The 21,474-nt window shown below is 53.9% G+C and carries 18 protein-coding genes; 14 read left to right on the forward strand and 4 right to left on the reverse strand.

Annotated features, from left to right (window positions below):
- Window position 1: 1 nt before the first annotated feature.
- From AC0YOA_RS30490 to AC0YOA_RS30510, 5 genes are all read left to right on the forward strand, one after another.
- Window positions 2-220 carry a hypothetical protein gene (locus tag AC0YOA_RS30490; protein WP_210037339.1) on the forward strand — a complete coding sequence of 73 codons (219 nt, stop codon included), beginning with the start codon at window positions 2-4 and terminating at the stop codon, window positions 218-220.
- A gap of 32 nt (window positions 221-252) precedes the next feature.
- A complete protein-coding gene (locus tag AC0YOA_RS30495) occupies window positions 253-1,341 on the forward strand; it encodes a GerAB/ArcD/ProY family transporter (RefSeq protein WP_475789829.1) in 1,089 nt (362 codons plus the stop codon).
- 70 nt (window positions 1,342-1,411) lie between these two features.
- The gene (locus AC0YOA_RS30500) at window positions 1,412-1,903 is read left to right on the forward strand and encodes a cation:proton antiporter regulatory subunit (protein WP_475789830.1); all 492 of its coding nucleotides are present in this window, start codon (window positions 1,412-1,414) and stop codon (window positions 1,901-1,903) included.
- A 3-nt stretch (window positions 1,904-1,906) separates the two neighbouring features.
- Window positions 1,907-3,076: a cation:proton antiporter gene (locus tag AC0YOA_RS30505; protein WP_475789831.1), complete on the forward strand. Its 1,170-nt coding sequence runs from the start codon at window positions 1,907-1,909 to the stop codon at window positions 3,074-3,076.
- 167 nt (window positions 3,077-3,243) lie between these two features.
- A complete protein-coding gene (locus AC0YOA_RS30510) occupies window positions 3,244-3,576 on the forward strand; it encodes a hypothetical protein (protein ID WP_475789832.1) in 333 nt (110 codons plus the stop codon).
- A 180-nt stretch (window positions 3,577-3,756) separates the two neighbouring features.
- Here AC0YOA_RS30510 and AC0YOA_RS30515 read toward each other — a convergent pair whose 3' ends face one another.
- The gene (locus AC0YOA_RS30515) at window positions 3,757-4,608 is read right to left on the reverse strand and encodes a helix-turn-helix transcriptional regulator (RefSeq protein WP_475789833.1); all 852 of its coding nucleotides are present in this window, start codon (window positions 4,606-4,608) and stop codon (window positions 3,757-3,759) included.
- A gap of 183 nt (window positions 4,609-4,791) precedes the next feature.
- Between AC0YOA_RS30515 and AC0YOA_RS30520 the strand changes: the two genes are divergently transcribed.
- Both AC0YOA_RS30520 and AC0YOA_RS30525 read left to right on the forward strand, forming a co-directional pair.
- Window positions 4,792-6,666 (forward strand): beta-L-arabinofuranosidase domain-containing protein, encoded by a 1,875-nt coding sequence (locus tag AC0YOA_RS30520; RefSeq protein ID WP_475789834.1) that lies wholly within the window; start codon window positions 4,792-4,794, stop codon window positions 6,664-6,666.
- A 184-nt stretch (window positions 6,667-6,850) separates the two neighbouring features.
- Complete coding sequence (locus tag AC0YOA_RS30525; RefSeq protein ID WP_210037345.1) at window positions 6,851-7,069, forward strand: hypothetical protein; 219 nt, start codon at window positions 6,851-6,853, stop codon at window positions 7,067-7,069.
- A 140-nt stretch (window positions 7,070-7,209) separates the two neighbouring features.
- Here the strand turns inward: AC0YOA_RS30525 and AC0YOA_RS30530 are convergent, their stop codons facing one another.
- On the reverse strand, window positions 7,210-8,118 hold the full coding sequence (locus AC0YOA_RS30530) for an AraC family transcriptional regulator (protein WP_475789835.1): 909 nt from the start codon (window positions 8,116-8,118) through the stop codon (window positions 7,210-7,212).
- 140 nt (window positions 8,119-8,258) lie between these two features.
- Here AC0YOA_RS30530 and AC0YOA_RS30535 point away from each other — a divergent pair, with 140 nt between their 5' ends.
- Both AC0YOA_RS30535 and AC0YOA_RS30540 read left to right on the forward strand, forming a co-directional pair.
- The gene (locus tag AC0YOA_RS30535) at window positions 8,259-9,215 is read left to right on the forward strand and encodes a phytanoyl-CoA dioxygenase family protein (protein ID WP_475789836.1); all 957 of its coding nucleotides are present in this window, start codon (window positions 8,259-8,261) and stop codon (window positions 9,213-9,215) included.
- Between the two features lie 234 nt (window positions 9,216-9,449).
- The gene (locus AC0YOA_RS30540; protein ID WP_475789837.1) at window positions 9,450-9,824 is read left to right on the forward strand and encodes a hypothetical protein; all 375 of its coding nucleotides are present in this window, start codon (window positions 9,450-9,452) and stop codon (window positions 9,822-9,824) included.
- Between the two features lie 37 nt (window positions 9,825-9,861).
- On the opposite strand, the gene AC0YOA_RS30545 is transcribed toward AC0YOA_RS30540, so the two are convergent.
- Entirely contained in the window at window positions 9,862-10,746 is an 885-nt protein-coding gene (locus tag AC0YOA_RS30545) for a phytanoyl-CoA dioxygenase family protein (RefSeq protein ID WP_475789838.1), read from the reverse strand.
- Between the two features lie 136 nt (window positions 10,747-10,882).
- On the opposite strand from AC0YOA_RS30545, the gene AC0YOA_RS30550 reads away from it, so the two are divergent.
- Complete coding sequence (locus tag AC0YOA_RS30550) at window positions 10,883-11,725, forward strand: AraC family transcriptional regulator (RefSeq protein WP_475789839.1); 843 nt, start codon at window positions 10,883-10,885, stop codon at window positions 11,723-11,725.
- A gap of 108 nt (window positions 11,726-11,833) precedes the next feature.
- Here the strand turns inward: AC0YOA_RS30550 and AC0YOA_RS30555 are convergent, their stop codons facing one another.
- The gene (locus AC0YOA_RS30555; RefSeq protein WP_475789840.1) at window positions 11,834-12,754 is read right to left on the reverse strand and encodes a helix-turn-helix domain-containing protein; all 921 of its coding nucleotides are present in this window, start codon (window positions 12,752-12,754) and stop codon (window positions 11,834-11,836) included.
- A 259-nt stretch (window positions 12,755-13,013) separates the two neighbouring features.
- Here AC0YOA_RS30555 and AC0YOA_RS30560 point away from each other — a divergent pair, with 259 nt between their 5' ends.
- The 4 genes from AC0YOA_RS30560 (at window position 13,014) to AC0YOA_RS30575 (ending at window position 21,385) form a co-directional block, all read left to right on the forward strand.
- Window positions 13,014-15,914, forward strand: coding sequence for a family 78 glycoside hydrolase catalytic domain (locus tag AC0YOA_RS30560; RefSeq protein WP_475789841.1), 2,901 nt, complete (start codon window positions 13,014-13,016; stop codon window positions 15,912-15,914).
- 399 nt (window positions 15,915-16,313) lie between these two features.
- Complete coding sequence (locus AC0YOA_RS30565) at window positions 16,314-18,332, forward strand: Na+/H+ antiporter (protein ID WP_475789842.1); 2,019 nt, start codon at window positions 16,314-16,316, stop codon at window positions 18,330-18,332.
- A gap of 106 nt (window positions 18,333-18,438) precedes the next feature.
- Window positions 18,439-20,355, forward strand: coding sequence for a YhgE/Pip family protein (locus AC0YOA_RS30570; protein WP_475789843.1), 1,917 nt, complete (start codon window positions 18,439-18,441; stop codon window positions 20,353-20,355).
- A gap of 106 nt (window positions 20,356-20,461) precedes the next feature.
- Window positions 20,462-21,385, forward strand: coding sequence for a nucleoside hydrolase (locus tag AC0YOA_RS30575; RefSeq protein WP_475789844.1), 924 nt, complete (start codon window positions 20,462-20,464; stop codon window positions 21,383-21,385).
- Window positions 21,386-21,474: the final 89 nt, after the last annotated feature.

Consider the following 21,474-nt stretch of genomic DNA (forward strand, 5'->3'; position numbering starts at 1 on the left):
AATGGCAGCGGGTAGCATATTTGGTATTTTGCTGGCGGCATGCGTGATTTCTATTTTTGAAATCAGGCTCATCCGGAAGAAGGGAGGCAAGCTGGAAGTAACGGTTTTCATCGTGCTTTTATCTGCCGCCTGCGGCTTGTTCATTGCCCAGAAGCTCCATGTGCCGATTCCTAATCCATTGGTCGGGATTGAAGCCTTGTTCAAGTGGGCGGGGCATTGAAATGAAAGCAATCGGATCGAGGGAGGGGTACCATGATTGGAAGCGAGCGTATAAGCATTCGGGCATTTACGATATTAACGTTCTTTTTCATGATCGGCACTTCGATTCTGATTGCGCCTAACGGACTTGCTCTCGCCGCCAAGCAGGATGCGTGGCTGGCTGCCATTGCCGGGATTGCCATCAATCTGGTCCTTGTCTGGCTGTATGCTGTTCTGGGAGAACGCCACTCCGGCCAAACATTGGTCGAGTACAGCCAGACATTGCTCGGTAAATGGGCAGGGAAGCTGGTCGGGCTGCTGTTCACGCTGTTTTGCTATCTGCTTGCCGCATTAATGCTCGGAGATATGGGGTACTTCATGAGCTCGCAGATTATGACCGAAACGCCGATCGAAGCGCTGCAGATATTGTTTGTAGTTTGCATTGTGCTGGTCGTGCGCCAGGGCTTTACAGGATATTCGCGCGCATCCGAAATCCTGTTTATATGGGTTGTCCTCCTGTTAATATTGTTTACCGCTCCGCTTTTGCCCATATTTGACTCTGGCCGCCTGAGGCCGGTGCTGGAGTTTGGCTTGATGCCCATTCTTGACGGAGGGAGCCATTTTTTTGCGTTTCAGGAGATGGCGGTGCTGCTCATGGTTTATCCGTTTGTCGTCTCGGGCAAGGGACGGAAAAATGCGTTTGCGATTGGCACGGCGCTGGGCGGATTTGTCTTGATTCTTACTACCCTTGGCAGCATAGGCGTGCTGGGAGACGCTTTAACGGCGAACAACCTCTATCCGGTCTATACGCTGGCCAAGAACATCAAGTTCGGCCGGTTTATCGAGCGTATCGAGGGCTTGATGATTTTTATCTGGGTTTGCTCGATTTTTTTGAAAATTACGCTTGTTTTCCATTCCAGCATAATCGGCTTCTCCCAGGTGACCGGCATCGGAGACAGGAGGGTATTTTTGTGGCCGCTGGCGATCGGGATGATTGTGCTGTCGCTCGCCTGTTATACGAACATCATCTATGTGGAATACTTTCTAATCACTTATTGGTCCGCTTTCGCTACAGTGTTTCTGGTCGCTGTACCCGCCCTGCTGCTGCTGGTCTCCCTGATCCGGAAGAAGAAGGCGTCGTAGGTGCTTGCCAGCGGTTGTTCCTGTGGTAATATGGGTATATGCCATCGGGAAAATCTAAGGAGGCGCAAGCATGAAGATCAAAATGAGTGACCTGCCGGGCATCGGCAAACGAATTTCCATGACGACAGCGAATGACGATCAGGTTGTCCTGATTGTTCACCATACCGGTTTGCGGGAGCTTTATTTTTTTGACGAGGACGAAGAGGAATGCAGGACGAGCTTCTCCTTGACAGCGGATGAAACGAGAGAGCTTGGGGCTCAATTGCTTGGGGCGACTTATCAGCCGGTGGATCTAGACCAAATGAGAATGTTCAAAAATAAAATCATGATCGAGTGGGTGGAGGTTGGTCCGAACTCCGCGCTTGCCGGCAAACCGATCAGGGAATCCAAGATCCGTACCAAAACCGGTGCTTCTATAACCGGGGTTGTGCGCGGTGATGAGGTAGTTGCCGTGCCGGATGCGGATTTCGTCATACAATCCGGAGACACGCTTATGATGCTGGGAAGCAATGAACAGATCGCAAAGCTGGCGCAGGTATGCAAAGGTCTGGGGGGACTGTAGCCGATGGAGCATTTGCCGCAGCTTCTGGGAGCGGGTATCCTTCTCCTCTCCTTATACCTGGCTGCAATTTCCGGAGCCCGTTTCCGGGTTCCGGGTATTATTCTTTATATCCTGGTCGGGATATTGGCCGGAGTCTGGCTGCGCGATTCCCATCTGCTTCATTCGGCGGGTGAGTTTGGCATCGTCCTGCTGTTTTTTCTGCTGGGTCTGGAATTTTCCTATGGCCGGTTGAAATCGATTGCGGGGAAGGTCTGGCCGGCCGGAACGCTTGATGCTGCCCTTAATCTGCTGGTTACAATTGGCATCTGCTTCGCTTTCGGATTGGAGCTTGTACCTTCCCTGCTGATCGGCGGCGTGGTATTTGCTACCAGTTCAACGGTAACAGCCAAGCTGATGCAGAGCACCAAGCGGATGGCGAACGCAGAGTCGGAATTTATGCTCGCCCTGCTCATATTCGAGGATCTGGTTGCGCCTCTTTTTGTCGCGCTGCTCATCGGAATTGTGGAGGGACAGGATCTATCGCCGGCTTTTTTCCTGCTGGTGCTTGGCAAAGTCGCGCTGCTTGCGGCAGGAGCCATTCTTATCGGAAGATTTGTGTTCTCAAGGCTGCATGATTTCTTCGACCGGATATTCTCGGAGGATTATTATATTGTCCTGACTGTCGGATTGGCTTTGACTTACGGCGGTCTTGCCGTTTATTTGGGTCTGTCTGAAGTGCTTGGAGCTTTCCTGGCGGGGATGATGCTGTCCGGCGTTAGGAAAACGGAAGATATCGAAACCAAGATACTGCCGGTGCGCGACCTGCTGCTGCCCTTGTTTTTTGTATACTTCGGCACAACGGTGTCGCTAGGCGAGCAAATTCCATACATAGGTTTGTTTATTACACTGCTTTTATGGTCGACGGCGGCAAAAATCATCACGGGTTATTACGGCGGAAAGTGGTATGGCCTTTCGAAGAAAGCCTCTCTGCGGGCCGGATTGTCTCTGACAACCCGGGGAGAATTCTCGGTCGTAATCGCCAGTCTCGCGACCGGCTCCATCAAGCTGCTGTCCGGCTTGTTCGTTCTGGGCTCAGTTGTCCTGGGGATTGCTTTGTTCCAGCTCGCCCCGTGGCTTACCCGGAAGCTGCTTGGCAAACCTGCCGGATCGAAGATGCGCGCTGGGACGAAATAATGTCAGGGTCTGCCGGCAAAGGGAGGCTGGAAACTGCTTCAGCTTCATGAGCAGAGGCACGAGCCAATCCAGCAAACCTTTACGCAGCTTTTGCCCGCCTGTCCACCGAACAGAAGAGTTCTTCAAGAACCGCTGCAGGATTATATGCGTATGGATGATAGTAGGACGTGCTTCATTATGGAGAAAACGTCGACGGGATAACGAAGATGCAGCATGTTGGCGAGGCTTTTGCCACAATTCGTTCCTCTGTCCACCAGGTGTCGGAGCAAATGCAGGAGGTTTCCGCGACGACCGAGCAAATTTCTGCGGGGATGGAGCAAATTACCGCCTCCATAGACGGTATGGTTAGCATAGCCAAAGTCGCAACGGATAATTCCCAGACCGTGGCCAGCTCGTCGGAGGAGCAGTCCGCGATTATGGACAGCATTACCTCATCGGCCCAATCGCTTACCCGGATGATGCGGGAGCTTAAGGAACTGGTCAAAGTATTTCAAACATAGATCAACTTAACCTAAAGCAACCATAACCCCCGGAGCTTAAATGAATGCCTGCCCGGCATTTCATTTAAGCTCCGTTTTTTTATAGGATGAAAGGTTAAAACCCGCCATATTTAGCTCCTTTTCTGAGGGAAGATAACCAGCTGCTCTGCCAGCGGACGGTGGCAGCCGTTTCTTCTTGCTTTAGCGGAAACGCATCCGGAACTCCTTGGGCTTGAACCCGGTATAGCGGCTGAAGCAGCGGATAAAGTAAGGGAAGGAGCCGAAACCCGTCTCCTCGGCGATTTTGCCAACGGCATGATTGCTGTGGATGAGCATGCGTTTGGCCTGTTCGATTCTGTGGCGGGTTACATATTCCAGCGGTGTGCAGCCGAAGGCCTTCTTCATGCAGACGGCGATATAATTAGCGTGAAAATGAAGCTCCTCCGACATCCGCTTGTAGCCGAGCGGCTCCTTGTAATGCCGCCTGAGGAATGCTGCCGCCTCGTCGGCAATGGCCAGATAAGGGCTGGCGGCGGACATGCCGCTCTCCTCCTGAAGCTGCAGAAGAAGCTCCTGAAACAGCTGCTGCTGAGTCCACCTTGCAGAGACAGACGGCTGGATCTGATGCAGCTGGAGCTGCCTGATCCGGTCGGTCATCGCTTCGGGATCAAGCAGATTTCCGAACCTCGGGAGATAGAAGGCAAACGATTCCGTCTGCATATCTGAATAGTCCTGCTGCGGGGGAGTGAATGGCTGCGGCTCCTTCTCATCGCTCCATGAACCGAATGTCTGAAAGTGAAGCCAATAGAAGCGGGTTTCCTCCTCGCAAGGCGTTGTCGTCCGGTGGGCGCGATCCGGGCGGAGAAGGACGAAGTGCCCTGCTGAAACGGAATAGACTTCTCCCGCTTCTTCCAGATGAAGGCATCCTCCAGTCACGACCAGCAGGTCGAATACGCCAATGCCGGAGCGGCTCGGGTGCCTGCCTCCGATCGGATAGGTATCTTCGCCGCAGACGATAAAATGCGGCATGGGTGGAGAGATGAATTGGAGCATGGCAAGCACCTCCTTCTTGAATGAGCTTCCTCTATAATAAGCTCTTCCCGCTGTTCACGCAAAAGAAAGGCACTCCTCATGATGTTGTGATTGGATAAAAACCGGTTGTATTCGGATATCTGAATTTCATGCCATACATGTTATATTCGAGCAGGAATGCATATGCGGGAAGGGGAGATGGCAATGAACCTGAGGACGGCTTTTGAAGCGCTGCCGCTTGGACGTATCAAACCTGCCGGTTGGCTGCGGAATCAGCTGCGGATACAAGCGGACGGCTTTACGGGACATCTGGATGAGCAGTGGGCCGATGTCGGTGCGAACAACGGCTGGCTCGGCGGCAAGGGCGAGAGTTGGGAACGGGGACCTTATTACGTTGATGGGCTGCTGCCCTTGGCTTACCTCCTGGAGGATGAACAATTGATCGCCAAGGCGAACCGCTGGGTAGAGTGGTCGCTTGCCAGCCAGAAGGAAGACGGCTCATTCGGGCCGGAACGCATTGAAACGGTCAATAATGATGTGAACAAGAGACAGGACTGGTGGCATTACATGATCATGCTGAAGGTCATGACCCAGCATGCCGAAGCTGTCGGCGACACGAGGATCATACCGTTCCTCACGTCCTTCTTCAAATATGTTCACTCGACGATCACAGAGAACCCGCTTCAGGGATGGGCTGAGGCCCGCGGTGCGGAAATGCTGCTCAGTATTCAATGGCTGTACAAAAGAACAAACGACGCTTTCCTGCTTGAGCTGGCCCGGCAGGTAGCGGGGCAGACCATAGACTGGACGGAGGTATTCCACGATTTTCCATTCTGGCGCAAGGTGGAGGAATGGGATTGGAAAACCCATGTCGTCAACGTGGCGATGGGGATCAAAACACCCGGGGAATTGTACGAACTCAGCGGTGAGCCTCTGGAGCGGGAGGCCGTGCACCGCGGCATTGACAGCCTGATGACCTATCATGGACAAGCGCATGGCATGTTCTCCGGTGATGAATGGCTCTCCGGCACCCACCCGAGTCAGGGCGTGGAGCTTTGCGCCGTTGTGGAGTACATGTTCTCGATGGAGCAGCTGACACGCATATTCGGTGAAGGAAGATTCGGCGACATTCTGGAGAAGGTGGCGTTTAATGCCCTGCCTGCAGCGATTTCCGGAGACTGGACTTCACATCAATATGATCAGCAGGTGAACCAGATTGTCTGCAATATCGCACCACGCAGCTGGAGCAACGGACCCGATGCCAACCTGTTTGGTCTGACACCGCATTTCGGCTGCTGTACGGCCAATATGCATCAGGGCTGGCCCAAGCTGGCATCCCATTTATGGATGCTGGACGGCAAAGGTGGATTGGCGGCTGTATCCTATGCGCCTTGTACAATCAGCACGCAGGTAGGGGCAGGTGTTGAAGCGAAACTGGAAGTCAGCGGGGATTATCCATTCCGGGATGAGGTCGCCATCATGATCTCCCTTGCGCGGCCGGAGCGTTTTGCGATTTCATTTCGCATACCGGAATGGTGCACGTCGCCGGTCCTGACGGTGAACGGTGAACCTGTGGTCCTTCAGTCTGTGAACGGCTATGCGAGAGTAGAGCGCGAGTGGGGGGATCATGACAGGCTTCTTCTGCATCTGCCCATGGAGGTCAAGACGGTATCGCGTAATTTATACGCGTTCAGCGTGGAACGCGGACCACTGGTGTATGCACTTCCGATCCAGGAGAACTGGCAGCTGCTCACCAGACGCGAGATGTTTCACGATTGGGAGATTTACCCGGGTTCGGCATGGAAATACGGTCTTCTCTCCGATACGGATTATGAAGTAAGCTTGGCGGATATTCCTTACCAGCCCTTCGACGCGGCGAACGCGCCCGTTCGGTTGAAGGCAAGCGGCCAGCTTGTCCGCGAATGGAAGATGGAGGGCAACAGCGCCGGAACGCCGCCGCTTCATCCCGATACGGAGGGACAGCCTGTAATGGAGCTTGCTCTTGTTCCATACGGCAGCGCAAAGCTGCGGATCGGGGAGTTTCCCCTTATCGGCAAGCGCAAGCCAGGAACGCGCTAACAGGATTTTATGGAAAAAAATGAACGCAGCCGCCAGTGGACAGCAAGAGCTGTTTATTCTTGACCATTTCCGTTTAATATATGAAAATAAAGTCCATTCAGAAGAAAAAAGGCGCACTTATGGTCAAAGGTTTGGTATAATAAGAGAGTAAGACGAATGGATGACAAGAAGGAGGCTGGCCCATATGGCACGATATTTGTTCGCTTTTGAAGTGAAATCGTCCGGTAAAAAAGGTGAATTCAGCTGGTCTGCTGAAACAGAAGAGGAAGCGCGCGCGAAAGTGCTGCTCAAAATCGCCGATTTCGAATTTTCGGAGGTTGAGGATATCCAGCTTGGCGACTTGCTTGAAGTACGGACAACGACCGGAGATCAATATTATGAATGCGAAGGCTGCAGCGCTTAAATATAACGCTGCCTTCCTTCCATTAGTTGATAGGATGGGAACATATCCGCATTACCTGAGACAAGCAAAATAAAACCGGCCCAATGTCCAACGACACGGGGCCGGTTTTATTTTGCAGATTAGCCCAACCGGCAAGAGGATCAGATCATCCGGCTCCACTGCCGGTATTTGCCCGGCGGCAGACCGGTATGCTCCTTGAACCATTTGGTAAATGCATGAATGGAGGCGGCACTGAGCCGGTCGGCAAGCCGGGCGAGAGGTTCATCGGAATGAATGAGCGCATGTTTGGCAAGCGCAAGCTTCTCCTTCATAAAATAATCATAAGGCGCAAGGCCCGTCTCCCTGCGGAAAACCCGGCTGATATAATCGGGATGGTAGGAGGTCCATGTTTCGAGCCAGCCCCTGTCGTATTTATCCTCGGCATGCCGATGCAGTTTCTCGGCAACGAGACGGACGATTGGACTGCCGGTGGCACGGCCCAGATGGGGAAGCTGCTCCCCCTGCTTGATGGAGATGATCAGCTCCAGAAACAATGATCTCAGCAGGAGGGGGATATAATCATAATCCATCCGGTAAAGCTCCACGATTCTGGCAAACCGCGATTCAATACGATCCAGATGAAGCGACTGCTTATCCCCGAGCATCAGGGAATCCTCTTCCTTGTCGCTTTTAATCATCATGGTATTTGGTATTGGCGCAGGGGATTCATCTGAGTCCACTTCAATGACCGATATCGCTTTGACGCCCCCGCGGGCAGGCAGCGGAGCCTGCCAGGAGAAATGGATGCCGTACAGAATGAACGGGTCCTGCGGGTCGGCTGTAAAGGTATGGACAACATGGGGCCCATAATAAAATAAATCCCCTGGCTTCGCCTCGTACGCTGCGGATTGAATGACGGCTTGCCCCTGCCCGGAAACGACCAGAATAAACTGATAATCCGCGATATACCGCGGACCGAATGAGCCTCCTGGATCGCCTTTATACAGATTGGCATATGAAACGACAGGCGTCAGCTCGTTCCACTGCACGCATGCGGCCTTCAATCCCACATCGAGCACCCCCTTCGATACAAAAGTCGGCAAACGTTAAGAATCCGTCTGAGTAAAACAAATACAACCCCATGCAACTAGCATATAGTGTAAGTAAGAAATCGGCAATGAACAATTATCTGTTCGAAAGGGGTACATCTATGAGCGAAAACAACCCGCTTCAGGACACGGCTTTGATGCCGGCAACCCGTAAATTTGAGGACGCGACACCCCTTCTGGAGCAGCCCGTGAAGCTTCTGGAGAAGGCGAATGAAAAGGGATATCTGTTTTTCAAAGGTTTTTTTGCCAGAGAGAGCATTATGTATGTCCGCAGAGCCATTCTGCAGATTCTGCAGGAGCAGGGACTGCTTGATCCCGGTCATCCGCTGATGAGCGGTTATGCCGACCAGGCCGCGCTTGACCGGTTGAGCGAGGAGGACGCGAACTGGAACGGCGTCGGCGTGCCGTACGAGGTTTATCTTGCCGTGCAGAAGCTGGAGAGCTTCCATGCCCTGACCCATGAGCCGAAGCTGCTCTCCCTGTACGAGGTATTATTCGGCGCCAGAGTGATTCCGCATCCGCGCAATATCGCAAGGGTTATGCTGCCGCACAGGTTTGCGCATGCAACGCCGCCGCATCAGGATTTTCTGCACATCCAGGGCGATTATGACACCTGGACGTGCTGGATCCCGCTGGGCGACGTGCCAAGAGAGCTCGGCGGCTTGTCCATTCTCGAAGGCAGTCACAAGGCCGGCCTGCTCGGAGTGACCGGCAATCCAGGGGCGGGAGGCCTGGAGTCGATTCTTTGCGGCTTAGGCTGTGAATGGGCAGAGGGCGATTATGAGACCGGCGACTTCGTTACCTTTCACAGCCTGACGGTTCATAAGGCGCTGCCCAATAAGCAGCCCGGCCGCGTAAGGCTGTCCTGCGATTACCGGTTTCAGTCCGTCGCGCATCCGATTGAGCATGCCTCGCTCCTGCCCCATGGTCCTTTCAGCTGGGATGAGCTGTATGAGGGCTGGGAACGCAAGGAGCTGCAGTATTACTGGAAGCAGGAGCAGTTCGAGTATACTTCGTTCGACGAGTCGATACGCTGGCAGAAGGATAAGATTTGTTAGCGCTGCCTTAAGGTGAACGCCGCTTCTGTGATTGAATCGCGGGGCGGTGTTTTGTTTGAGTTGGTTTCTGATTGCCAAATCGTGGATGCAGGTAAATTTAGGTCCTTCGAACCCTCGGTCTGAAAGTTTAAAATTGGTATAGTATGGTTAATTTGTTTTTGTGCTGCGTATTTATGACGGGGCTGCGGAATGAGGATTTTCTTATTACATATGGTTGAGAAGGGATGATGGCTGGTGAACAAGAAACGTTTGATGAACAACACAGCTCGTCTGGCGCTTGCGGTTAGCCTTGTCTTTGGAGCTTCGCTCGTGACCAAGGCGGAAACAACCCATGCCGACGATATGGGCTGCTACGGCTGGTTCGATTTCGTCTACAAATCGACGGGAGATTTGAATTTTGCCAATTATCATTTTATGGTCTGCTGCGGCGAAGCCGTCGCTCCGAAGCTGCATAAGGCCGGCGAGCTGATACCGGGCAATCCGATTATTCCAGGTCCGGGCGTGTCATTTGAACCGCTCAATCCAGCCGGCCCGCTTGTGCCGATTGCGCCAATCGGCGGCCCTGTATCGCCCATTCGCGGCGGATTCACACCCAGAGTCGCACCTTGATCAACGTTCTATAAAAGAAAGGAGTGGAGGACCGGCATCAAGCCAGTCCCCACTCCTTTTTAGCTTCCGCCATCGTTTTGACCGGCGTTTTCAGAGCTGTCTCATGCGCCGTGGGCTTTTTGCCGATCCAGCGTCCGTCGACCGGCTCGCTTGCCAGCTGGTACCTTGTATCGCAGCTGATGCGGATCCGGTCGGTCACATTGACGGTGGAGCTGTGCATGGTGAACATGCCGAAGAAAATCGCATCCCCCGCTTCAAAATGACTTGTAGCCCAGCGTCCGCCATATTTCTCGATAAGCTCCAGCGGATCCCGGGAGAACGAGCCCTCCGTTCTGTCGCGGTCGACATCCATCTGCCCATAGGTGCTGCGGACATGCTCCCAGCGGTGCGAGCCGAGCAGAATCGCAAGCGTGCCCATCTCGATCGGGGTATCGCCGACAGGAGTCCACAGCGTATACAGATTTGGCGTTCCCCTGCCCATATAGACGATGTCGTAATGAGCGTCGGTTGAGCCGCCGGTTGCGATGGCGCGGAGCCATTTGTAATCATAGGTGGATGCCGCTCCGCCAAGATAATTTGTGAAGAAATTCATCACCCGGGGTGAATTGACCAGATCCAGGAAGGCCGGTTTGTCCGTATTGGTGCCCCCTAGGAAAGCGCTTTTGTTATCGGGGCCGACAAGTCCAGCCTCCGGATCGGCATCGGGCGCCAGCCTGCCGCTCTGATGAAGCTGATTCAGAATTTCGGAACGGGACTGCAGCACCTGATTGCGGTCATGAAACCCCCGAATAAATATATATCCGTCCTCTTCCATCCTGGCCTGCAAAGCCGCCGCATCCTCGCGGATATCGTTGGATTCGCGCAGCGCCGTCAAATACGGGCCTTCCATTTCCAGTTGATGCACTCCCATGCTTACCTTCATTTGATCATCTCCTTTGTCTTCAAGATATCAAAACAGGCCGCTCCTTTCCCATGTCTGAATGTTGGATCAATTTGTATATTTGTGTTATAAGAGGGATAGCTGATTACGAGCAAGAAGTCCGAAGCGGAGTGAGAATATGGCGCTGCCCAACATCGATCGTTATATGGTTCCCAAGTATATGAGCGACTTGTATATGAGTTATTACGGGAGCCAGTCCTGTCCTCCGGGATGGCTCTATGGGCCGGCAATGCGGGATCATTATTTATATGTCCTGGTCATGAACGGGCGGGGGCTGTACCGGGTAAGAGACAGGGATTATCCGCTTGCGGCGGGTCAGGCCTTTGTGCTGTTCCCGGGGGAGCTTGCTATGTACCGGGCAGATGACCTGGAGCCGTGGGAATATACATGGTTCGGGTTTAACGGGGAGCTGGTGAGTGTCTTCCTGACGCAGGCTGGGATCGATGTTGATCATCCGGTGATCACGCATCTGCAGCCCGACCGGCTTCATCGCTTGTTTGCAGAGCTGTTCGGTTATGAAGGCGGGGATGAGCGGAGGGATGAGCTTTTCTATACCGGATGCCTGAGCGGAATGCTGGCGGAAATTTGCCGGGGCGAGAATCGGGACGGCAGATCGGGCGAGAGAGGACAGGGTGAGCAGTATATCCTGCAGGCCCGGAGCTTCATTCAGCAGCATTATGACAAAAACATCCAGATTCAGGATGTCGCCTCCTACGTAGGATTGGATCGCAGCTATTTGTCGAAGCTGTTCAAGACCAGAACCGGCATTTCGCCGTACGAATATGTGATGAGCCTGCGATTGTCCAAAGGCAAGCAGCTTCTGCAGGAGACGGATCTGCCCATCGAGCATATTGCCCTGCTGCTGGGCTTCAAGGATACCTTCCATTTCTCCAGCTTCTTCAAACGGAAAGCCGGGCAAGCCCCGCTGCATTACCGCCAGAGGCAGTGGAGCAAGGAATAGCCGCATAAGAAAGCTCGAGTTACAGCTGGCGGTGGTTCCGGTCGTCTGACCAGGTGCGGAGCGGAAGCCACAACAATTGAAGCGGTGAGCTGTCCCTTGGCTGTCCATTCAGCCGTTTCCAGCAGGAGCGAAACGCGGTTGAAGGGCATTCAGTCGCCGGTATTCACTCGGTGTGAAGCCTGTTTTCTTTTTGAAAATGATCAGAAAATATTTCATGTCCTGGTAGCCGACCTGCTGGACGATTTCCTGGACGCTTTGTCTGGTATGGGCCAGCAGACTGCAGCTTTTCTCGATTCTTTTATTCTGGACATAGCTCGTGAAGGTGCAGCCCAGCTGGCTTTTGAACAGCCGGTGAAAATGCCTTTCGCTCATTCTGCAGGCCTCTGCCAGCTGACGGGCGGTGAGGGGTTCCGCAAAATGAAGATCGATATACTGTACGGCCATATCGAGAGAATCGTTCGTCCCCCTGGCGAGGTCAGCCGAATGGCCTTCTCCCTGAAGATGACGCTCCAGCATGACGGCGAGCTCAAGAAACAGGCTGTACAGCCTGGCGATATATCCCGGTCTACGCTGCATGTACTCGCGGTAAGCCAGCTGGAACCAGGCTCCTATCTGCCCGTCATGATCCCGGAGCCGATGCCATATTGAGCCGCCGCCGGGCTGAATCCGCAGCAGCTGCATGGCACCAGCCAGCGAACCGATACCGGGAAAAGAAGCCAGCTCCTCCGCCAGTCGCTCCGGCTTGAATATGCAGTTGTACACGATAAGCGGGTGGTTCGGCTGCGGGCTTGTGGGGCGGAACACATGCGAAACTCCAATAGGGAGGATGAACAGATCGTTCTTGGCTACCTGCATGACATCTTCCTCCACATAATGAAAGCCCGAGCCTTCATCGATATATGCCAGCTCCATAAAGTCATGCTGATGCAGCTGCAGCCGGAACGACTCGTTCACGCGGTTGAAGAAGAAGGGCAGGGCATCCTCCTCAAATAAGGTCCACGGCGTCAAATCAATCGGGGTTTGCACCATATGCGAGTCACTCCTCATAGGAAGTAATAGATAAGCTCGGCCTGTTCTCAAGCTTTCATGTCATTATACCCCCGTGAATATGGCAGGAACAACCGTATTTATTCTGATTCAATCGCTTACAATGGACGAGAGGAAAGACGAGCTTCCGTAAAGACCGGAGATGGATATCGCCGGAGCGGGGGAAGCTGGTTTTCGTAAGAGCGGTCAAAATTTTTGATCGGGATTCTTGGCATTTTGCATAGGAAAGGTTGGGAGAAGGATGAGCAAGGAATGGTCTGCCCAGTGGATATGGGGAGGGGAGGAGGAGAGCCCGCGCAATGAATGGCGCTGCTTCCGCCGCAATTTCGAGGTCCCGGAAAATCCCGGTGAGACGGAGCTGCGCATTAGCGCCGATTCCCGGTATGTGCTGTATATTAACGGTACCCAGGTTGGCCGCGGACCTGTCCGCTCATGGCCCAAGGAACAGTTTTATGACACTTATGAGGTCGGTCATCTGCTCAAAGCCGGCAGGTCCAATACGATTGCCGTGCTCGTTATGCATTTTGGCGTAGCCAATTTTTATTATATCAGAGGGCGCGGCGGCTTGATTGCCGAGCTCGGGAGCAGGCAGACAGACCGTGCAGGCGGATTGATCGTGGCGACGGATGACTCATGGAAGACCTCGCGGCTGGAGGCGCAGGATCCCTGCTCTCCCCGGATGGCATGCCAGCAGGGGTTTGCCGATATTTACGATGCCCGCAAATGGGATGAGAGCTGGAATCAGAACGGCTTCGACGATACGGGCTGGGCCTCTGTCAATTCCATCGGCGCGGTCGGCAGCGGTCCGTGGAAATCGCTTGTGCCGCGGGATATTCCGTTTCTGACGGAAGAGAAGATGATGCCTTCCCGGATAGAATCGTTCCAATGGGTGAAGACGCCCGCCTGGACAGGCGCGTTTGATCTGAGGGCCGCATTTATGCCCGGCACGGTGGATCATGCCGACAATTCGGCCTACAGCGGCTATCTGGCGACGCTTCTGACCTTGGAGCGAAGCGCCAAGGTAACGCTTGGGTTTGCCGGCGGTCTGCGCACGGAGAATGTTTTTGTAAACGGCATCCGCTGCGGGGACTGGTACGGCGTACTGCCCGAGAGATTCAGCGATTTGCAGCTGGATGCGGGCGAGCATCTGCTGTTGATCGATATCTCCGCAAGCGATCATGGCGGCAGCTATCACATCGCAGTGGACAGCGCCGAATTCTTCGAGCTCCGCTCGCCGATCAGCGGCGGGAGCGCCGGGGAGACGCCTTTTGCCATGATCGGTCCGTTCGACACGGTCGTCAATGTGACGTATAAGGGCGTCCGCCGCCTGGATCTGGAGCAGCCGCAGTATCAGGCTGCCGCCGGAATCAGGAATAGGAAGGATATGGATGCCTTCCGGGACTGGACTAAGCCGCTGCCTGCCGCCTATTACAACGAGCAGGATGTGCTTGGAGCCAATATGTGGCGGACAGACGTCATCCGCGGCAATGTGACGGCACAGCTTGAGCAGGGTATTATCGCTTCGCCGGAGCCGGGCCTGGTTCCTGTATCCGCAGATGGATACGACAGCGAGCTTGTGATCGATTTCGGCAAGGAATGGTCAGGGTTTATCGGCTTTGAGGTGGAGGCGGAGGAAGGCGCCGTCATCGATCTCTACGGTCTGGAATATATGAACGGCGATTACCGTCAGCATACCTATGGTCTGGATAACACGATCCGGTACACTTGCCGGGAAGGCCGCCAGCAGTATTTGTCGCCGGTACGCCGGGGCTTCCGGTATCTGATTCTAACCGTGAGGGGAGCCGCCAAGCCGGTTAAGCTGTATGATATATATGTCAATCAGAGCAACTATCCGGTAACGGAAGCGGGCGCTTTCCAAAGCTCCGATCCGCTGCTGAACCAGATTTGGGAAATCAGCCGCCATACGACGCGGCTGTGCATGGAAGACACCTTCGTGGATTGTCCCGCATATGAGCAGGTATTCTGGGTGGGAGACAGCCGCAATGAGGCTCTGGTCAATTTCTATGTCTACGGAAGCCTGGATATCGTCAAGCGCTGCCTGAATCTGGTGCCCGGCTCAGCCGACATTACGCCGCTTTATCTCGATCAGGTGCCAAGCGCATGGAACAGCGTTATCCCGAACTGGACCTTCTTCTGGGCAATCGCCTGCGCGGAGTATGTCGAGCATACGGGAGACCGTGCATACGCAGCTGAGATCTGGCCGGCTGTGCGCCATACGCTGGAGCATTATTTGACCCACATCGACGATTCGGGATTGCTGAATATCAAGGGCTGGAACCTGCTGGACTGGGCTCCTATGGATCAACCGGATGAAGGCATTGTCACCCATCAGAATATGTTTCTCTATAAGACCCTGCGCAAAGCGGACGGGCTTGCGGCTGCGGCGGGTGAAGCAGGCTCCGCATTCCCGGGTGCGGCGGATTCGCTTCTTGCGGCGATTAACGAACAGCTGTGGGATGAGGAGCAGCAGGCCTATCTGGATTGTATTCATACGGACGGAAGACGCTCGGATATCTTCAGCATGCAGACCCAGGTCGTCGCCTCTCTGTGCCGCATCGCCGAAGGCGAGCGGAAGGAACGGGTTGCAGCTTATCTCGTGCAGCCACCGAAGTCTTTCGTTCAGATCGGCAGTCCGTTCATGTCCTTCTTCTATTACGAAGCGCTGGCGCAGGCGGGTCACTACGGGCTGATGCTGGAGGATATCCGCGCCAACTATGGCCAAATGATCGAGCATGGCGCTACGACCTGCTGGGAAATGTATCCGAACTTTGCCGAGAACCGCGCTTCAGCCGATATGCTGACACGCAGCCACTGCCATGCCTGGTCGGCGGCTCCCGGTTACTTCCTCGGCGAAAGCATCCTCGGCGTGAAGCGGGTGGAGGACGGCTGGCGCCGCGCGGCAATCGCGCCCCAGCCATGCGGTTTAAGCTGGGCCAAAGGCAAGGTCCCTCTGCCGCAGGGCGGACGGATTGAAGTTGAATGGCATGTGGAAGGAAATCTCATAAAGCTGAGCGTTTCCGCGCCGGAGGATGTCGAACTGGATATCTTGATTCCCGAAGGACTCACCGGCGAGGTTCACATCGTTAAAACCACGGAGAACGGTTCTCTGACTCTCATATAAATTCATATGGTCTGACCACACTCACTCCACCCTTAAGACGCGCGCCTGAGAGGGCGTGCTTTATCCTTTACGTTTGCAGCATATTAAACTCCGGCCTCTGTTCCTGCGGCCGGAGTTTTTGCCGTTCCGGGCTTTCAGTGATTAATTGGAGCGGAACAGAGGATGCAAACTTATAAAGAAACACATGTGTACAACTTTGTACCGTGCATAAATCGGAAGATCGCTCCCGCATAGTCAGCCAAACGTTTCTCGCCGGACTTCCGAATATAGACGACCCCGGCCAAATAATAGGCAACGCCCAGCTTATTTTGCGCTATTTTTGTTTAATTTGGGATAGAGGGCAAATGCTATCATTACCTATTTACTGCCGGGCTGAAGGCGGGAAGGACGATTTCGCTTATGGAGATTTTTCTGCTTGTCTTGTTTTTGCTGGGTCTGATCGCTTTATCCAATATGATCAACCGCTTGGTCTTCTTCATCCCGGTTCCATTAATTCAGATCGCGCTTGGCATGATAGTTGCGGTTATCCCTTTCGGATTCGAGATACCGCTGAGCCCTGACCTGTTCTTCGTGCTGTTTGTCGCACCGCTATTATTCAATGACGGCAAACGGATACCGCGCGATGAACTGTGGAATATGCGAGCTCCCATCCTGCTGCTTGCGCTGGGGCTCGTGTTTGCCACGATGCTGGTGGGCGGGCATGTCATTCACTGGCTGATCCCGTCCATTCCGATGCCGGCAGCCTATGCGCTTGCGGCGATTTTGTCTCCGACGGATGCGGTATCCGTCAGCGCGATTTCCGGACGGATCAAACTGCCGAAAAGTATTATGCGGCTGCTTGAGGGAGAGGCGTTGATGAATGACGCTTCAGGCCTGGTTGCTTTCAAATTCGCCATTGCCGCCATGGTTACGGGCTCGTTCTCCCTTGGGGAAGCCGCTGCAAGCTTCCTGCTGATAGCGCTTGGGGGACTGCTGTGCGGTGCGGCGGCGGCTTTTCTCATTATCCGTTTTCGGGTATTTCTGCGCCGTTATGGGATTGAAGACATCACCATGCATATGCTCCTCCAGATCCTGACCCCTTTCGCGATCTATCTGATTGCCGAAGAAATTCATGTGTCGGGAGTGCTGGCGGTTGTGGCAGGGGGAATTGTCCACGCGATCGAGAGGGACCGCTCGGAGTCGCTGACGATGAAGCTGCAGTTCGTCTCGGCCAGCACCTGGTCAGTTATTCTGTTCATTCTGAACGGGCTGGTTTTTGTTATTCTGGGTCTGCAAATACCAAGCGTGCTCGCTGCGATTTTCAAGGATAAAGCCTTTAATAATGTTCAGGTTATGGGCTATATTATCGTCATTTCCCTTACCTTGATCGTGCTTCGTTTTCTGTGGGTCTATCTGTTCAGTGCGTTGGTTAACCGCGAGCAGAATGGCCGGAGGTTCAAGGCTGCCTTGTTAACCTCCTTGTCCGGCGTACGCGGCGCGATTACGCTTGCAGGCGCATTCTCGATCCCGCTGTTTCTTGACGATGGAACGCTGTTTCCCGAGCGGTCGCTCATTATTTTCCTAAGCGCAGGCGTTATCTTGTTCACGCTAATTGTCGCGAGCTTCATCCTGCCGCTGATCCCTATGGAGAAGACGCCGCAGCAGAAGGGGCAGCAGAGCCAGGAAGAGCGGTTGAAGCAGGCCAAAATTCAAATTATGAACGCGGCTGTCAGCGCCATCAAGGAATCCATGCAGGAGGATAATAAGGCGGCGGCGATGACCGTTATTACGGATTACCGCAGACAGCTTCTGCATATCCGCTCGGAAGGGTCGAGCACCAAAGAAGGGGCTGAGGTCCGCGCAATGACCAAGCGTCTCCATCTTTATGCGCTTGCGGTGGAGCGGCAAACCGTGAAGCGGCTGTTCGAACAGGGGGAAATCCATCCGGGAGCCGTGCGGCGTGTTCAATTCATGCTTAACCAAACGGAGCTGATGCTCACCAACCGGGTTAAATATGCGGCTGTACTAACGGTTGTCGTCGCAAGAAAACTGATCGTGAAGCTCATGGGCCATACAAAAGAAGCGCTCACGGACGAGGATATACGGACATTGACAGAAGTCAAAAAGCAGGCTGCCGAAGCCGCTGTCGCCGCTGTTGAAGAAATGACGGATAAAAATAATAAGTCAGCTGCGCTTGCGGTCATCTCCCACTATCATGAGATGATTGAGCGTTTGAACAGCGGCATGCATGGTCGGAAGAAAACGCATCAGGCAGCACTGGATGTGAAGGGGATTCACATCATGGCGATTCAGACCGAACGCGATGAAATTCAGAGTCTATACGAGAAAGGGGAGATCACGCACGGAATGGCCAATAAATTGAGGATGTTCAGCAACTTCCGCGAAGCCTCCTTCTTCGAGGAAGAGGAGTTCGCGTGATGATCTGATATCCGGACCAGCCGCCGCGTAATAAGAGAAACCAGGATTGTGAATAATAGGATGGCTTGCCCCTTTATGCCGATTCAGCATCCAAAAGGAGAATCCTATGAAAAGCAATCTAGCCTGGTTCATTTCGGAGTGGAAATCCGTTCTCAGATCGCCCATGCTGTGTGTATCGCTTATCGGCGTCATGTTCATTCCCGTGCTGTACAGTGGGATGTATTTGTGGGCGTTCTGGGACCCTTACGCCCATATTGAGAAAATTCCGGTTGCCGTCGTCAATGAAGACCATCCCGTCGACTATGAAGGCAAAACCTATGCGATCGGCAATGATTTGACCGATGAGCTGAAGAAGGATCATGCTTTCGACTGGGCATTCATCACCCGGGAGCAGGCCGAGCAGGGGCTGCGCAGCAATAATTATTATTTCAGCATTATGATCCCGGAGGATTTCTCGAAGCGGGCCACGACGCTGACGGCCAATCAGCCCACTCCCCTCGAGCTCACAGTGGTAAGCAATGAAGGGCTTAATTATTCCGTATTCAAAATCGGCCAGTCCGGCGTGGAGAAAATTCGCCTCGAGCTGTCGAATCAGCTGAGCGAAAACTATGCTGCAACGATATTTCAGCAGCTTGAGCAGCTGAAGAACGGGCTGCAGCAGGCGAGCGGAGGGGCAGCCGATCTTGGCGACGGCCTGAAGCAGCTGTCTGCCGGCACCTCGCAGCTGCTCGGCAGTGTCAAGGGACAGCAGGATGCAGTGAGCAAGCTGGATGAAGGCGGAGCCAGCCTGAAGGAGGCAGCGTCGAAGCTCTCAGCAGCCTCCCGGCAGCTGCAGACAGGAGCAGCGGAAATTGCCCGGGGAATCGCGCCCTTCGGCAAGGGCTTGTCCACGGCCGCGGCAGGTGGCAAGAAGCTGGAACAAGCCGCGAGCCAGCTTGCTTTGGGGATGCAGGGGATCAATACGCTGCTGAAGCAGTTCATCAGCGGGCATCCTGATCTGGCCGCTGATGAGAACATGGTCAAGCTGTCCGCAGCAGCAGCGAAAACATCGGCTGGGCTTGATCCCTTGGTGAAAGGCTTGAAGAGCCTGAATGCGGGCGTTGAGGAGCTAAGCGGCAAAGAGGGGCAGCTGGCAGCGGGAACCGCCCAAATCAGCGGAAAGCTCAGGGAGCTTTCCAAAGGGGCGTCTGATCTGAGCAAGGGAGCGCAATCTGTATCGGCAGGCATTCATGAGATCCGGGAAGGGTGGGACGGACTGATTGGCGGACTTGAGAAGCTCTCTGAAGGAGAAGCCAAACTGATAGAGGGCAGCAGCCAGCTCGGCTCTTCCTTAAGCGAAGGCGCGGATCAATTAAGCCGGCTTCATGCCTCGCAGCCGCTGTATGAAATGATGGCGAATCCCGTCAGGCTGAAGGAGGAATCAATTAACAAGCTGCCCAATTACGGGACAGGCATGGCGCCTTTTTTTCTCTCCATCAGCCTTTATGTGGGAGCGCTGCTGCTCAGTACGGTTTTCCCTCTACGGACGCCGGCTTCTCCTGCGCCTTCGGGATTTATCTGGGGCTTGACCAAATACAGCTTTCTCGCGGTTGTTTCTATCGTTCAGGTGCTGCTGATGAGCCTGATTATCATCCATGCAGTCGGACTGCACCCGCTGAACCAGCCGTACTTTGTGCTTTTCGGGCTGCTGGCGAGCTTCGTGTTCATGGCATTGATTCAGCTGCTGGTGACCGCGGGTGATAATGTGGGGAGATTCGTGGCCGTCATTCTGCTCGTGCTCCAGCTGACGGCTACCTCGGGAACGTTTCCTGTCGAGCTGGGACCGCAAATCCTGCAGCGCATTCATGCTTTTCTGCCGGTATCGTACACGGTTGACGGATTCCGCAATATCATATCAACCGGCGATTACGGACTGGTGAGGATGGACTCGCTGATTTTATTATGCTTCGGGGCGGGAGCTCTGGTGATTACGATTATTCTGCTCTCCCTGTACAGCAGGGTCACACCCGTTGAAGGGAAATAATCTGCTGCCCGCTCATTCCCGATAGAAAAGATTTACGGGTCATGCTATCTTAATAAAGCGGGATTCACGAAATGTCCGACAATATCTCCGGGAGGTAAGTCCATCCATGCCTTTGTCATTTCCAATGCTTACGAATGAAGAGCGGGTTCGCCGTCTGGAACCGCCCAAGCGGACAGTAAGAGCTGTCCTCGATACGGATACGTATAATGAAATCGATGATCAGTTCGCGGTTGTTTATGCGTTGTTGTCTCCGGAACGTCTGAAAATGGAAGCGTTTTACGCAGCGCCCTTCCACAATGAGCTGTCCGATGGCCCGATGGACGGCATGGAGAAAAGCTACAAGGAATTAACGAAAATTCTGGGCTTGATGAACAGCGGGATCCCGGCTTATCCCGGATCGGATCGTTACTTATCCGGACCGGAAACGCCGGTGGAGAGCGAGGCCGCCCGCAATCTCGTAGAGCGCGCCATGGCTTCATCGGAGGACGATCCCCTCTATGTGCTTTCGATCGGCGCAATTACCAACGTCGCCTCAGCCATCCTGATGGAGCCGCAGATCATCCGCAAAATCGTTGTGGTATGGCTGGGAGGGCATTCTTTTCAGTGGAACGATACCAGGGAGTTTAATTTATTTCAGGATATTCATGCCTCACGGACGATTATGGACTGCGGCGTGCCGCTGGTGTTGATTCCGTGCATGGGCGTAACAACCCATCTGCTGACCACTCTCTCGGAAATACGGGATTATGTGAAGGACCAAGGTGAAATCGGCCGTTATTTATATGAGGTCTATCGGGATTGCATAACGGATCATAAAGGCTCGTCAAGGGTCATTTGGGATATTTCCACCGTGGCCTTCATGAATAATGAGAACTGGACGCCAAGCTCGCTTGTTCCAAGTCCCCATATTTCGGAGGATTTCCGATGGGGCATGGATTCGTCAAGGCATCTCATCCGTTATGTGAACCATATTCATCGCGATCCGGTTTTCAAGGATTTATTCGCCAAGCTTCAGACAAGAGGACAATAATTCATCCGCGAGAGCAGCTGGCTGCTTGGCAGTTCTTCCATTAGTACGAGCAGCTGTTCAGTCTGAAAAGCACCTCCAGGCCGTTTTAC

It is taken from the genome of Paenibacillus sp. JT22N12 (assembly GCF_056269365.1).

Excerpts from the sequence above, each read along its gene's own strand:
- AC0YOA_RS30490 (WP_210037339.1), top strand. The coding sequence starts at position 2 with ATGGCAGCGGGTAGCATATTTGGTATTTTGCTGGCGGCATGCGTGATT.
- AC0YOA_RS30495 (WP_475789829.1), top strand. The coding sequence starts at position 253 with ATGATTGGAAGCGAGCGTATAAGCATTCGGGCATTTACGATATTAACG.
- AC0YOA_RS30500 (WP_475789830.1), top strand. The coding sequence starts at position 1,412 with ATGAAGATCAAAATGAGTGACCTGCCGGGCATCGGCAAACGAATTTCC.
- AC0YOA_RS30505 (WP_475789831.1), top strand. The coding sequence starts at position 1,907 with ATGGAGCATTTGCCGCAGCTTCTGGGAGCGGGTATCCTTCTCCTCTCC.
- AC0YOA_RS30515 (WP_475789833.1), bottom strand. The coding sequence starts at position 4,608 with ATGCTCCAATTCATCTCTCCACCCATGCCGCATTTTATCGTCTGCGGC.
- AC0YOA_RS30520 (WP_475789834.1), top strand. The coding sequence starts at position 4,792 with ATGAACCTGAGGACGGCTTTTGAAGCGCTGCCGCTTGGACGTATCAAA.
- AC0YOA_RS30525 (WP_210037345.1), top strand. The coding sequence starts at position 6,851 with ATGGCACGATATTTGTTCGCTTTTGAAGTGAAATCGTCCGGTAAAAAA.
- AC0YOA_RS30535 (WP_475789836.1), top strand. The coding sequence starts at position 8,259 with ATGAGCGAAAACAACCCGCTTCAGGACACGGCTTTGATGCCGGCAACC.
- AC0YOA_RS30545 (WP_475789838.1), bottom strand. The coding sequence starts at position 10,746 with ATGAAGGTAAGCATGGGAGTGCATCAACTGGAAATGGAAGGCCCGTAT.
- AC0YOA_RS30550 (WP_475789839.1), top strand. The coding sequence starts at position 10,883 with ATGGCGCTGCCCAACATCGATCGTTATATGGTTCCCAAGTATATGAGC.
- AC0YOA_RS30555 (WP_475789840.1), bottom strand. The coding sequence starts at position 12,754 with ATGGTGCAAACCCCGATTGATTTGACGCCGTGGACCTTATTTGAGGAG.
- AC0YOA_RS30560 (WP_475789841.1), top strand. The coding sequence starts at position 13,014 with ATGAGCAAGGAATGGTCTGCCCAGTGGATATGGGGAGGGGAGGAGGAG.
- AC0YOA_RS30565 (WP_475789842.1), top strand. The coding sequence starts at position 16,314 with ATGGAGATTTTTCTGCTTGTCTTGTTTTTGCTGGGTCTGATCGCTTTA.
- AC0YOA_RS30570 (WP_475789843.1), top strand. The coding sequence starts at position 18,439 with ATGAAAAGCAATCTAGCCTGGTTCATTTCGGAGTGGAAATCCGTTCTC.
- AC0YOA_RS30575 (WP_475789844.1), top strand. The coding sequence starts at position 20,462 with ATGCCTTTGTCATTTCCAATGCTTACGAATGAAGAGCGGGTTCGCCGT.